Annotated in this window: 10 protein-coding genes; 3 read left to right on the top strand and 7 right to left on the bottom strand. The window is 74.4% G+C overall.

The annotated features are described in order from the left end of the window. Positions 1 to 24 precede the first annotated feature (24 nt). Positions 25 to 960: a DUF4349 domain-containing protein gene (locus FEF34_RS08215; RefSeq protein ID WP_138052552.1), complete on the bottom strand. Its 936-nt coding sequence runs from the start codon at positions 958 to 960 to the stop codon at positions 25 to 27. Between the two features lie 270 nt (positions 961 to 1,230). Here FEF34_RS08215 and hemG point away from each other — a divergent pair, with 270 nt between their 5' ends. Both hemG and hemQ read left to right on the top strand, forming a co-directional pair. Then, positions 1,231 to 2,676, top strand: coding sequence for a protoporphyrinogen oxidase (hemG, locus tag FEF34_RS08210; protein WP_138052551.1), 1,446 nt, complete (start codon positions 1,231 to 1,233; stop codon positions 2,674 to 2,676). Between the two features lie 4 nt (positions 2,677 to 2,680). After that, the gene (gene hemQ, locus FEF34_RS08205; protein WP_138052550.1) at positions 2,681 to 3,400 is read left to right on the top strand and encodes a hydrogen peroxide-dependent heme synthase; all 720 of its coding nucleotides are present in this window, start codon (positions 2,681 to 2,683) and stop codon (positions 3,398 to 3,400) included. A gap of 64 nt (positions 3,401 to 3,464) precedes the next feature. Here the strand turns inward: hemQ and FEF34_RS08200 are convergent, their stop codons facing one another. The 5 genes from FEF34_RS08200 to FEF34_RS08180 form a co-directional block, all read right to left on the bottom strand. After that, positions 3,465 to 5,060, bottom strand: a complete 1,596-nt coding sequence (locus tag FEF34_RS08200; protein ID WP_138052549.1) for an alpha/beta hydrolase — start codon at positions 5,058 to 5,060, stop codon at positions 3,465 to 3,467. A gap of 438 nt (positions 5,061 to 5,498) precedes the next feature. After that, positions 5,499 to 6,533, bottom strand: a complete 1,035-nt coding sequence (locus FEF34_RS08195; protein WP_138052548.1) for a TIGR04222 domain-containing membrane protein — start codon at positions 6,531 to 6,533, stop codon at positions 5,499 to 5,501. Positions 6,534 to 6,539: 6 nt separating this feature from the next. Continuing rightward, on the bottom strand, positions 6,540 to 8,132 hold the full coding sequence (locus tag FEF34_RS08190) for a DUF692 domain-containing protein (protein WP_138052547.1): 1,593 nt from the start codon (positions 8,130 to 8,132) through the stop codon (positions 6,540 to 6,542). A 147-nt stretch (positions 8,133 to 8,279) separates the two neighbouring features. Next, a complete protein-coding gene (locus tag FEF34_RS08185) occupies positions 8,280 to 9,059 on the bottom strand; it encodes a DUF4142 domain-containing protein (protein WP_171053277.1) in 780 nt (259 codons plus the stop codon). A gap of 109 nt (positions 9,060 to 9,168) precedes the next feature. After that, positions 9,169 to 9,903, bottom strand: a complete 735-nt coding sequence (locus FEF34_RS08180; RefSeq protein ID WP_234042328.1) for an aminoacyl-tRNA hydrolase — start codon at positions 9,901 to 9,903, stop codon at positions 9,169 to 9,171. A 282-nt stretch (positions 9,904 to 10,185) separates the two neighbouring features. Between FEF34_RS08180 and FEF34_RS08175 the strand changes: the two genes are divergently transcribed. Further along, entirely contained in the window at positions 10,186 to 11,298 is a 1,113-nt protein-coding gene (locus FEF34_RS08175) for a S1 family peptidase (RefSeq protein ID WP_456113798.1), read from the top strand. Positions 11,299 to 11,498: 200 nt separating this feature from the next. On the opposite strand, the gene FEF34_RS08170 is transcribed toward FEF34_RS08175, so the two are convergent. Next, positions 11,499 to 12,440, bottom strand: a complete 942-nt coding sequence (locus FEF34_RS08170; RefSeq protein ID WP_138052544.1) for a PPK2 family polyphosphate kinase — start codon at positions 12,438 to 12,440, stop codon at positions 11,499 to 11,501. Positions 12,441 to 12,833: the final 393 nt, after the last annotated feature.

Here is a 12,833-nt window from a genome sequence, read left to right as displayed (position 1 = left end):
AACACGCTACGGGGGAGCGGCCGTTCAGTCCTGCCCGGGGCCCTGCGCCGACGAGGTGCCGGAATCCCGGGCGGTCCGCCGCGCCCGCATCGGCCGGACCAGCCACCGCCACACCGCGTACGGCAGCGCGAGCGCCGCGCCGAACGGGAACACCGCGGCCACCACCGCGGCCGCCCACCGGGCGGTCGACGCCAGCGCGTCCCAGCCACCCGACAGCGCGTCCAGGAAGCCCGGAGCGCCCTCCTCGCCCGGACGCTCCCGCTTCTCGGGCTCGGACAGCCGCAGCGTGATCGTCGCCATCGCCGTCCGGTCCTCCAGCGAAGCCTGGCGGGCCAGCAGGGACTCCAGCTCGGCCTGACGCCTGCTCAGCTCTCCCTCCAGCGTGACGACGTCCGACAGCTTCGTCGCCCGGTCCATCAGCGCCCGCACCCGTGCCACGCTCGCCCGCTGCGTCGCGACCCGGCTCTCCACGTCGACGACCTGGTCCGTGACGTCCTTGGCGTCCGCCTTGCGGGACAGCAGTTTCCCCGAACCCGAGAGCCGGGCGAGGACCGACGCGTACCGGTCCTGCGGCACCCGCAGCACCACCGTGGACTCGACGCGGTCCCCGTCGACCCGCTCCGTGGACTCGTCGGCGACATGCCCGCCGGCTCCCTCGACCGCGGTACGGACGCCCGCGAGCGCGCGGGCGGCGTCCCCGACCTCAACGGCCAGCTCGGCGGTCCTGATGACGTGCGTCGCGGGCAGCCGCCGCCCGCCGCCGTCACCGGGCCCGCCGGCCTTCGGCCCCGCGGCTCCGGCCGCGGCGTCGGCGGCCGCGCCGGGGGCATCGGCCTTCGAGCCCCCGCCCACGACGGACCGCTCGGCGGTGGAGGCGGACTCGTCGTCGGAGGCGCCGCAGCCGGCGAGTGCGAGTGAGGCGACGAGAAGTGCCGCCGCCGGCCTGTGCCGTGCACGCATGATGGTCCCCCCAAGGGATGCGGTGAGTTCGGTGCCGGTTCGACGTGCGGCCGCCGAACGCGGTTGCCCCGTCCCGGTTCCGAAGCGGTCACGGTAGGGACTCGTTACGGCACGCCGGGCCACCGTGCGGTGCGAAGCGGACCGCGGGCCGCGTCGCACGGGACGCGCGGCCCGTGCGACGGCGCGCACCGCGCCACCCGGGGACGGGGCACCGGCCGGGGCGTCCGAGCCGATGCCGTCCGGCCCGGAGCGGTTTGAGAGAGTGGAGGCATGTCGCCCTCGTCAGAGCACCCCTCGTCCGGCGCCGGCCGCGTCGTCGTCATCGGCGGCGGGATCGCCGGCCTCGCGGCGGCCCACCGGCTGGCCACGTCCGGGGTGCGGGTGACCCTGCTGGAGGCCACCGACCAGCTCGGCGGCAAGCTCCTGACCGGCGAGGTCGCCGGAGCCCCCGTCGACCTCGGTGCCGAGTCGGTGCTCGCCCGCAGGCCCGAGGCGGTCGCCCTCGCACGCGCCGTCGGGCTCGGCGACCGGCTGCAGGCCCCCGCCACCACCACCGCCTCCGTGTGGACCCGCGACGCCCTGCGGCCCATGCCCCGAGGCCATGTGATGGGCGTCCCCGGCAGCCCCGAGGCCCTGTCCGGGCTGCTGTCCGCCGAGGGCATCGCCAGGATCGGCCGGGAGCGCGAACTGCCCCCCGCCGAACTCGGGGACGACGTCGCCGTCGGCGGCTTCGTCGCCGAACGCCTCGGCCGCGAGGTCGTCGACCGGCTCGTCGAGCCACTGCTCGGCGGCGTGTACGCGGGCGACGCCTACCGCATCTCCATGCGGGCCGCCGTCCCCGCACTCTTCGACGCGGCCGGAGCCGCCGGCGGCAGCCTGCTGGAGGGCGTCCGCGAGGTGCAGCGCCGGGCCGCCGAGCGGCAGGAGACCGGCCCGGTCTTCATGGGCCTCGACGGCGGCATCGGTACCCTCCCGCCCGCGGTCGCCGACGCCGTCCGGGCCGCCGGCGGGGAGATCCTCACCGGGACGCCGGTACGGGGCCTGGCCCGCGGCACCGACGGCTGGCGGATCCGCACCGACGAGCGCGAGCTCACCGCCGACGGCGTCGTCCTCGCCACGCCCGCCTGGTCGGCCTGCGTGCTCCTCGCCGACGTCGCCCCGGCCGCCTCCGCCGAGCTCGCCGGCGTCGAGTACGCGTCGATGGCGCTCGTCACCTTCGCGTTCCGCAGCGGCGACACGGAAGCGCTGCCCGCCGGATCCGGTTTCCTCGTACCGCCGGTCGACGGACGCACGATCAAGGCGTCCACGTTCTCCGCCAGGAAGTGGGGCTGGGTCGCCGACCGCGCCCCCGGACTGTTCCTGCTGCGCACCTCGGTCGGCCGCCACGGCGAGGAGGATCAACTCGACCGGGAGGACGAGGACCTCGCCGCCGCCTCCCTCAAGGACCTCGCCGAGGCCACCGGACTGACCGCGCGCCCCGTCGCCACCGAGGTCACCCGCTGGATCGGCGGACTGCCGCAGTACCCGGTCGGGCATCTCGGCCGGGTCGCCCGCGTCCGGGACGCCGTGGCCGCGCTGCCCGGGCTGCGGATCTGCGGGGCGGCGTACGACGGCGTGGGCATCCCCGCCTGCGTCGGCAGCGGACAGCGCGCGGCGGACGAGATCATCGCCACGGCCCCCCTGGTGCGGGGCACTGTCCGTGACGGGCGAGAATAGCCCTATGAGTGCGCCCGAAAAGATCCCGAACGCCGGTAAGAAGGCGAAGGACCTCAACGAGGTCATCCGCTACACCCTGTGGTCCGTTTTCCGGCTGCGGGACGTGCTGCCGCAGGACGCGGACCGCGCCGGGTACGCGGACGAGGTCCAGGAGCTGTTCGACCAGCTCGCGGCGAAGGACGTCACCGTCCGCGGCACATACGACCTGTCCGGTCTGCGCGCCGACGCCGACCTGATGATCTGGTGGCACGCCGAGACCGCGGACCAGCTCCAGGAGGCGTACAACCTGTTCCGCCGCACCCGCCTCGGCCGTGCACTGGAGCCGGTCTGGTCGAACATGGCGCTGCACCGTCCCGCCGAGTTCAACAAGTCGCACATCCCGGCCTTCCTCGCCGACGAGACGCCGCGCGACTACGTCTCGGTGTACCCGTTCGTGCGCTCCTACGACTGGTACCTGCTGCCGGACGAGGACCGCCGCCGCATGCTCGCCGACCACGGCAAGATGGCCCGCGGCTACCCGGACGTGCGCGCCAACACGGTCGCCTCCTTCTCCCTCGGCGACTACGAGTGGCTGCTGGCCTTCGAGGCCGACGAGCTGTACCGGATCGTCGACCTCATGCGCCACCTCCGCGCCTCCGAGGCCCGGATGCACGTCCGCGAGGAGGTCCCCTTCTTCACCGGGCGCCGCAAGAGCGTCGCGGACCTGGTGGCCGGTCTGGCCTGACGGCCCCGAACGACCCGGAGGCGGGCTCCCGCAAGGGCGGCCCGCCTCCCTTTGACCCGGAAGATCAGACAGCGGGCGGCAGCACGCGCTCGACCGCCCGCTGGTCCAGCGACACCGGGTCCGGCTGCGGGTGCGGCGCGCACGAAGCGCGCCGCACCGGCGTCCTGCCGGTCAGCAGGTACGCCTCCATGTGGCGGTTGACGCAGTCGTTGTCGCCGCCCGAGATGCCGTGCGTTCCCGCACCCCGCTCCGTGACCAGCACGGAACCCGCGAGGCGCTCCTGCAGCCTCAGGGCACCCGCGTACGGGGTGGCAGCGTCCCGCTCGGCCGCCAGGATCAGCAGCGGCGGCACGTCCCCCGGCCCCGTGCGCACGTCGACCGGACGTTGCCGCGGCGGCTGCCAGTACGCGCACGGCAGATTCATCCAGACATTGGCCCAGGTCTCGAACGGCGCCCGCCGCGCCAGCGCGGTGTTGTCCCGGTCCCACACCGCCCAGTCCGCGGGCCAGGGAGCGTCGTTGCACTGCACGGCGGTGTAGACGGCGTTGCCGTTCTCCTCCCCGGCCGACGCCGAGGCTCGGGGCTTCGCCTGCTTGACGAGTTGCCGCGGATCGCCCTTCAGATACGCCGACAGCGCGAGGGCGCGGCGCGGCCAGTACAGGTCGTTGTAGACGGTCCGGGTGAACGCCGAGTGCAACTGGCCCGGCCCGACGGTGCCGTCCGCCGGTCTCCTCGCCAGCTGGGCGCGGGCCCGGTCGTAACTGCCCTGCACCTGCTGCGGAGTTGTGCCGAGGCCGTACGTGGCGTGGTGCCGGGCGACCCAGGCGCGGAAGTCCGCCCAGCGGCTCTCGAACGCGAGCGACTGCTCCAGGTTGCTGCGGTACCAGACCTTCGCCGGGTCCGGGTCGACGGGCGAGTCGAGCACCATGCGCCGCACCCGCTCGGGGAACTTCACCGCGTACAGGGCACCCAGGTAGGTGCCGTAGGAGGCGCCCAGGAAGGTGAGCCGCCGCTCGCCGAGGGCCGCCCTCAGCACCTCCAGATCACGGACGTTGTTCAGCGAGTGGTAGTGCCGGAGCGCGGGACCGGCGTTGTGCGCGCAGCCGCGTGCGTACGCCCGCGCACGGGCGATGCCCTTCCGCTTCTCGGCGGCGGAGGGATGGACGGGAGCGGCGGTGGGGCCCTTGGTGAACTCCACCGGGTGCTCGCAGGAGATCGGCGCGGAACGGCCCACGCCGCGCGGCGCGTAGCCCACCATGTCGTACGCCTCCGAGATGCGCTTCCACGCGGGCTCCTTGGCGAGCGCGGGGAAGTACATGCCGGAACCGCCGGGGCCGCCGGGGTTGTACAGGAGCGCGCCCTGCCGCACCGCCGGCCCGCCCGTCGCCTTCACCCGGCTGACGGCGAGACCGATCTGCCGGCCCCACGGTTCGGCGTAGTCGAGCGGGACCCGGACGACGGCGCACTCGACGGTGGGCGGCAGGTCCTCCTCCGCGGGGCACGCCCCGAACGTGACGCCGGCGGCCACGGCACGGGCGGCGGCGACGACGGTTCCGCGGTCCTCCCGGGCGCCGTACGGCGGTGCACCGGCGGCCGGGGCCGCCGTGAGGGCGGAGAGGATCAGGGAGCCGGCGGCTCCGTACAGGGCTGCTGCTCTCATCGCGTTCCCTTCGTGCCACCGGTCGTGGCTCGAAGGTCACCAGAACAACGGACTTTGTAAAGGATCTTGTTCGGGTGTCGCGGTCGATGACCCTTTTGCGGCACACGTGGTGTTTCACACGTCAGACGTGACGCGTCCGCTCGGGGGCGCCGGGCGCCGGGTGTCCGCGGCCAGGCGTCACGCCTCGGGTGCCGGCCGGGTCCGGCGAGCGGCATCGGCCCCGGGCACCACGGGAGTTCCGGGATGCGGGCCACCGCGGCCCGGGGCGGGTGCGGTGCGACCCGCCCGGGCCCGTGCTTCCGGCCCGGGCCGGAAGCGTCGGTGGGCCCCGCTCGTAGCGAACCCCGGCCCCGGGCCGGCGCGCGCCGCCGTACCGGGTCCCCTTGACCCGGAAGGCCCGCCGTTGTGACGCCGCGGCCGTCCCGCAGGGGCGAGCCGTCAGGTCGACCCGCCCCCGCCGCAGCTTGACCCGCCCCCGCAGCCGGACCCACCGCCCGAGCCGCCCCCGCAGCCGGACCCACCGCCCGAGCCGCCCCCGCAGCCGGACCCACCGCCGGAGCCGCCGCAACCGCCGCCGGCCCCGCTCGAACAGCCGCCGGAGGCCGCGCACCACACGGCGACGGGGAGGTAGGCCGCGGTGTCGGACGTACCGCTGTGGCCGCTGCCTCCGGTGCGGCCACCGGGCCGGGCACCGGCCGGGGAAGGCCGCCCGCCGCCGGCGCGCACCAGCCTGGCCGCCGCGATCAACTGCGCCTGGAGCACGGGGTCGGGCACGGCGCGCAGTCCGCCGAACACCACCAGATGGCCGGCGTCGGTGCGGTGGGCGTGCGCCGTCCGGAAATCCGCGGCCGCGCGGTGCCCCGCGGCGCTGACGCGGCGGCGGGCCCGGGAGATGCAGACCGCCGCGACGACCACCCCCGCGAAGCACGCGGGAAGGACCTTGACGACGAACGGGAACGGCATGTCGCCGAAGCCCTCGTGGAGCGCGTACTGCACGAACGTCGCGACGAGCGAGACCGGCAGCAGTACCAGGGACAGCACGAGCTGCCAGGTGGACCAGGTCTTCCAGCGCCGGACGTCGCCGGGCGCGATCATCAGTCCGCGCGCCGCGAGCCCGTCGCCGATCTCCTGCACGGCGGGGTTGCGCATCACCGCGAGCCGCAGGTCGTGCAGCGCTCCGCTCGGGGCCCGTGCCAGCTCGTCCAGGACCGCGCGTTCGACGTGGTCGCGGGCGACGGGCCGACGGACGGCGACGACGCCCGGCCCTCCGACCGCCAGCCGCCCGTCCGTGACCAGCGCGGTCAGCGCGGTGTCGACGGCTCTGGCGGGTCCGCCGTTGAGGAACGCCGCCTCCATGAGGTCGTGCACCGGGCCGCCGGGACCCCTGCGGGCCTGCGCCAGGCCTCTCACGACCAGGACCGAGGAGACCCCCACGGCGAGATACACGACGACGGCGAGTACGTTCAGCGACATACGGGTTCACCTCCTGACGAGAGCGGCACGGGCGGCGCGGACGAAGCGCGCGGCGCGGCGCGGCGGGCGCGGTGCCGCCCGGTCCTGCCACCAGCGGGTGAGCCGCCGGCGTGCGACCGGGTCCTCCGGCCCGGCCGCGACCAGCAGATGCTCGACGAAGTCCAGCGCGTCCCGGCGGTAACCGTCGCGCATCGGGCGGGACTTGGCGTAGTCGAGGTACGCGTGCCGGTAGCCGGCGCCGAGGATCTCCGGCAGTTCGGGCGCCACCTTGGCGACGACGTCGGCCCGCTTGGCCGCGAGCGCCCGGATCTGCACCTTCAGCCGCCGGGCGTCGAACCCCTCCGGCGCGGGCGTCCCGGCGACCAGCGCGGACAGCAGAGCGGCCTGCGCGAGCCCGAGCCGCTCCCGCGCGGCCGGGTCCGCAGCCGCGTTCCGGCTCGTCCTCGTGGGCGGATCCGTACCCGCGTCCGTACCGGTGCCCGGTCCCGTGCCTGGTTCCGTGCCCGGTCCCGCGTCCGTACCGGTGCCCGGTCCCGTGCCTGGTTCCGTGCCCGGTCCCGCGTCCGTACCGGTGCCCGGTTCCGTGCCCGGTTCCGTGCCCGGTCCCGTGCCTGGTCCCGGACCCGTGCCCGGTCCCGTGCCCGGTCCCGTGCCCGGAACCGGAGCCGTCGTCGCCGCGGTACGGGACGCCGGCTCGCGCGCCGCGTCCGCATCATCGGTACGCGCGGCCGGAGCGCCCTGCACCTGGGTGCGAGGTGCCCGTGGCGGGGGCGCGGCGAGGATCGCGCGGATCGTCTCCAGTTCCGCCGCCAGCTCCTCCTCGGGCGGGAAGTCGTCGTCCCGCTCCAGTAGCACCCCGGGTGGGTCGATGCGCGAGCGCAGCTCGGCGAGGATGTCGAGGACCGGCCGCGGCACGGGGTGGGCGTGGGTGTCGTGCCAGACGCCGTCCCGCTCCAGACCGCCCGCGACATGGACGTACGCGATCGCCCCGACGGGCAGCTCGTCCAGGGCCCGGACCGGATCCTCGCCCCGGTTGACGTGGTTGGTGTGCAGATTGGCGACGTCGATCAGCAGCCGTACCCCGGTGCGCTCGACGAGCTCCGCGAGGAACCGGCCCTCCGTCATCTCCTCGCCGGGCCATGAGATCAGGGCGGCGATGTTCTCCAGGGCGAGCGGCACGGGCAGGCTGTCCTGGGCGATCCTGACGTTCTCGCAGAGGACGTCCAGCGCGTCGCGGGTGCGCGGGACGGGGAGCAGATGCCCGGCCTCCACCCGGGGTGAGGCGGTGAGGGCACCGCCCGCGCGGACGAAGGCGATGTGCTCGGTGACGAGCGGCGCCCCCAGCGCCTCGGCGCGTGCGGCCAGATCGGCCAGTCGGCGAGCGTCCGGCCGTTCCGCCCCGCCGAGTCCCAGCGAGACACCGTGCGGGACGACGGTGACGCCCCGCTCCCTCAGCCGCCCGAGCGAGTCGGGGAGATGGCCGGGGCAGACGTTCTCCGCGACGACCTCGACCCAGTCGAGACCGGGGAGCCGTTCCACGGCAGCGGCGATCTCCGGGCGCCAGCCGATACCGGTTCCGAGCCTGTCGGGCTGCTTCATGGGTCCCCCTCCTCCGTGTCTGCAGGGGTCATGGCCCCGTGGGGCCCCGACCAATCCGGAGGAGGGGACGTTCAGAGCTTCATTTGAGGTTGCGGCCCCCGGGCCGGGGATTCCCCGGCCCGGGGGCCGGGGCCGGCGCACCCGTCGTCAGTTGCTCGCGCCCGGAGCCGGGCGGTTGGTGTTGACCGCCGTCGGCGGCCCCGGCTGGGTCGAGGGACGGGAGGTGGTCTCGGTCTGGCCCGGCGGCACGGCCGGGGTCGGCGCGGGCGGCAGGTTCCCGTCCGGCGGCGGCGGGCCCGTGGGGCTGGCCGTGGCACCACCGGCGGCCTCGTTGGCGATCGAGTCGAAGTCGACCATGCCGGTGTTCTCCAGCATCGTGATGTGGTCGAGCACCGTCTGGTTCGCGTCGGACGCCAGCTGGCGTATCAGGGTGTTGCGGGTGGAGTGGCGGACCTGGGCGATGAGGGAGAAGACCTTGCCGTGCGCGTTGCGCAGCAGGTTCGCGAACTTGTACTCGTACTCGCGGCCGCTCGCCGCCGACAGCTCTCTCAGCCAGCCCTGCTGCTGCTCGTTGGGCACGTTCGGCAGCTCCACGCCGAGCTTGGCCGCCACGTCGCGGGCGCGCTGGTCGAGGTCGCTGTGACCGACGATGAGGTGGTCGCCCGCGTCCTTGATCGCCTGGGTCGGGGCGCGCTCGAGCGCCTGCTGCCCGGCGGGCAGCTCCCACAGGCCGGCGAGCCGCACCTTGACCAGGAAGTCGCGGTCGGTGGCCGTCAGCGGCCCCCACTGGGTGGCCACGGACGAGGCGTTGAGATTGGCCTGGCCTGTCCCGGACCGGTCGGCGTACGACCATACGGGGAAAGCGAGCGCGCCCACTGTGGCGACCAGTGCCGCGATGATGAGAGCTGTCCCGTTGACGCGACGCAGCAAGTGTGCCTCCCGATCCGATGTGCGTACCGCGGGACCGCCGGTCACGGAACCGGCGGCCCAGACTGCTTGGCAGTACCGGAAGGTACGTTCGGGAGGCCCGATCCGTTCAGTCGCGCTCGGGGAAGATTCGTTTCCGTACGGGACGGTCGGCGACGACCGTCACGGAGCCGGGGGCGATCTCCGTGAAACCGGCGTCCCGGACCGTCGGCAGGCCGCTCGCGGCGAGTTCGGCCCAGCGGCCGGCGGCGGCGGTCCGGACGGCCAGGGGGAACCCGGCGTCGCGCCACGCCGCACGTTCGGCCTCGTCCATGTCCCACCACAGCAGTTGCGCCCCGTGGCCGACCTGGGCCATCTCCTTGCCCGTCGACATGCGCAGGTCCGGGTTGAGCCAGATCAGGGCGCGGTCGGGGCCGTCGTCACCGGCCGGTTCCTCGGGGTCCTCGAGCTCCGTGCCGGAAACCTGGAGCTTCGACAGTTCCCTGGGCCAGCCGTCCAGCGGCACCGGCGGGAAGACCCGGACCTCGGCGCCGGCCCCGGTCACGGTGATGCCCGGCAGTTCCGACGCCTTGCGCCACTCGGCGCCGCGCGCCCTGCGCACCACCTTCCGGATCCGGCCGTCCTGCCAGTCCCGTACGCGCGCGGCCCACTCGCCGTCCCCGGAGGACCGCCCGTCGGCGAGCATCACCACGACCGCGCGGGCGGCGGTCTCCAGCGCGTCGGTACGGGACGGCGGCGCGGCCTTCTCGATCCGGACGACGAGCGGCAGGACGAACTGGGGGGCCTCGTCGCGGGGTGTCGGCTCCTGGCGGAAGGGGCTGCCGGGGCTGTCGGTGCTGTTCACCCGCACAGTCTGCCAGTCGGAGGCGAGCGGCCGGGGGCCCGGGGCCTCAGGTCCGGCGGCGCCGGTGAACCGGAGGGAACGCGCTGCTCGCTGCCCTCCCCCGGGCATCCGGCCCGCCGGGGTGACAGGGGCCCAACTTCCTGCCTGACGAACCGTCAGGCAAGTTTCTTTGCGGGGGCGATGAACAAACACGGGTGCCGCGTCCGTATGAAGGGCCGGACGCGTCCCCCCTCCCGGTCCCCTTCGGCGACCGGAGTCCGTACCCCCGCAGGAGGCGAAGAGTTGAGTCACAGGCGTATACCCAAGCGGAAGGCGATACTCGCCGGAGCCGGAGCGGTGGGCATAGCCGCAGCCGCCATACTGCTGCCGAATGCCAACGCTTCGCAGTCCGGATCCGAGGACGACAAGACCGCTCCCAGAAAGATGAGTGCCGCCTCGGCCGCGGATCTCCTCCAGCAGCTGGGCAAGCAGCTCGGCGACTCCTACGGCGGCGCCTACTACGACGCGTCGAAGCAGCAGCTCATCGTGAACGTCGTCGGCAACGACAACGATGTGAACATCGAGATCAAGCGGGCCGGTGCGGTGGCCCGCAGCGTGCAGAACAGCTTCTCCACGCTGAAGTCCGCGACCCGCTCGCTCTCGAGCGACGCCGCGGTCCCGGGCACGGCCTGGGCCATCGACCCGAGGAACAACCAGATCCTGGTGACCGCCGACCGCACCGTCACCGGCGACCGGTGGAACACCGTCGAGTCGGCCGTCGAGTCGCTCGGCGACGGGGTGGCCCGGCTCCAGAAGTCCAAGGGCGAGTTCAAGCCCCTCCTGGAAGGCGGGGACGCCATCTTCGGCGGCGGTTCGCGCTGCTCACTCGGCTTCAACGTCACGACCCAGGACGGACAGCCCGGATTCCTCACGGCCGGCCACTGCACCGCCGCCTCCGAACAGTGGTCCGAGCAACAGGGCGGACAGCCCGTCGGCACCGCCCAGGAGTCCGTCTTCCCCGGTGAGGGCGACTTCGCGCTCGTGACGTACGACGACCCGAACACGGAGGCGCCGAGCGCCGTCGACCTGGGCAACGGGCAGCTCCTGGAGATCGGGCAGGCCGCCGACGCGGCCGTCGGCCAGGAGGTCTTCCGCATGGGAAGCACCACCGGCCTCAACGGCGGCCAGGTGACCGGCCTGAACGCCACGGTCAACTACCCCGAGGGCACCGTCAGCGGACTGATCCAGACCAACGTCTGCGCCGAGCCGGGCGACAGCGGCGGCGCGCTGTTCACCCGGGACGGCAATGCGATCGGCCTGACGTCCGGCGGCAGCGGCGACTGCACCTCGGGCGGCGAGACCTTCTTCCAGCCGGTGACGACCGCGCTCGAGGCGGTCGGCGCACAGATCGGCTGACGCCGCCACCCACCGGGGCGGGCGGCGGCCCGCCCCGCCGAGGGCCTGCCCGGGTGGAGAGACGGCACCCGGGCACGACGGAGAGCGAGGGAACGGGGGAGAGACAGTGGCAGCGGCCCCGGGCATCGGCGGATGCCCGGGGCCGCTGCCGCGTCTGCCTTCGCGGCCACGACCGAGAGCCGGGGACCCGGCTCCGGCGCTCAGCCGTTCCCCAGCAGCAGCTTCCTGCTCGCCTCGATGTCGAAGTCCCCCTTCGGGTACTGCGGGTCGAGCTCCTCCAGGTGCTCCAGCAGCAGTCTGCTCACCGCCCAGTTGCGGTACCACTTGCGGTCGGCGGGAACGACGTACCAGGGCGCCTCGGGGAGCGAGCAGCGCTCCAGGGCCCGTTCGTACGCCTTCTGGTAGGCCGGCCACATGGCCCGCTCCTCGATGTCCCCCTGGTCGAACTTCCAGTGCTTGTCCGGGTTGTCGAGGCGTGCCAGCAGCCGGCGCCGCTGCTCCTCGGGGGAGATGTGGAGGAAGACCTTCACGATGGTGAAGCCGTCCTCCGCGAGGGCCCGCTCGAAGGCGTTGATCTCGTCGTAGCGGCGGCGGATCCGTTCGCGCGGCACCAGGTCGCGGACCCTGGCGATCAGGACGTCCTCGTAATGCGAGCGGTCGAAGATCCCGATGTCGCCGGAGCGCGGCAACTCCCGGGCGATCCGCCAGAGGAAGTGGTGGTCCCGCTCCTCCGTTGTGGGGGCCTTGAACGCCTTGATCCGGCAGCCGGCGGGATTGAAGTGGCCGATGACGTGTTTGACGGTGCCGCCCTTCCCGCTGGTGTCCATGCCCTGGAGGATCAGCAGCAGCCGGCGCCGGTCGCCCGCGGACGCCGCCGCGTACAGCCGCTCCTGCAGCTCCGCCAGGCGCCTGCCCGCCGCCGCGGCCGCCTCCAGGCCCGCGACCTTGTCCCGCGGGCCGGCCGGGACCCCGCCCGGGTCGTACGAGGAGAGGTCGAGGCGACCGCCCGCCGGGACGCGCAGCACGTCACGGAGCCGGCCCGGGTAACGGTCCGCGACCTCGTCCGGGGCCGGGGCCGGGGCCGGCCCCGGATCGGGAAGCGGGTCGGGGAGTCGCCCGCTGCGGCCGCTCTTCGTGGTCATCCTGGTCACCTCGGGCTCTCTCCCGGTCGTCTCCGGCCACGGTCCTGTCCGGCCACCGGTCTCTCCTCCGGTCGCCGGTCCCGCCCGGCCACCGGTGTTCCCGGGGAGGGGGCCTCGTCGGCCACCACCGTTGCGCCCCGAGGTCTTCCCCGGGCCCATCCGGCCCTCCGATCCTCCACCGGATCGGGCGCCGGCGCGAGCGACGCCCGATCCGCCGGCGAGGCGGCACCCGGGGGTCCGCGGCACGGCGGGCCTCGGGGCGCGGCGGCGGCGCCCGGTGTGCGCCGACGGGCGCCCGGAAGCGATCCGTGCGCCCGTCGGCGGCGGTGACCCGGCCCCGCCGCGGCCCGGCTCCGCCCCGTTCCGACTCCGGCCCGTCCTGGCCCGGGCGTC

It is taken from the genome of Streptomyces marianii, from assembly GCF_005795905.1.
In the GTDB taxonomy this organism is placed as follows: domain Bacteria; phylum Actinomycetota; class Actinomycetes; order Streptomycetales; family Streptomycetaceae; genus Streptomyces; species Streptomyces marianii.
Note: the sequence above shows the minus strand (reverse complement) of the source record. Positions and strands in the feature narration are given on the sequence as shown.

Coding starts and splice junctions, on each gene's coding strand:
- FEF34_RS08195 (WP_138052548.1), bottom strand. CDS start 6,533: ATGTCGCTGAACGTACTCGCCGTCGTCGTGTATCTCGCCGTGGGGGTC.
- hemG (WP_138052551.1), top strand. CDS start 1,231: ATGTCGCCCTCGTCAGAGCACCCCTCGTCCGGCGCCGGCCGCGTCGTC.
- FEF34_RS08190 (WP_138052547.1), bottom strand. CDS start 8,132: ATGAAGCAGCCCGACAGGCTCGGAACCGGTATCGGCTGGCGCCCGGAG.
- FEF34_RS08170 (WP_138052544.1), bottom strand. CDS start 12,440: ATGACCACGAAGAGCGGCCGCAGCGGGCGACTCCCCGACCCGCTTCCC.
- FEF34_RS08215 (WP_138052552.1), bottom strand. CDS start 960: ATGCGTGCACGGCACAGGCCGGCGGCGGCACTTCTCGTCGCCTCACTC.
- FEF34_RS08200 (WP_138052549.1), bottom strand. CDS start 5,060: ATGAGAGCAGCAGCCCTGTACGGAGCCGCCGGCTCCCTGATCCTCTCC.
- hemQ (WP_138052550.1), top strand. CDS start 2,681: ATGAGTGCGCCCGAAAAGATCCCGAACGCCGGTAAGAAGGCGAAGGAC.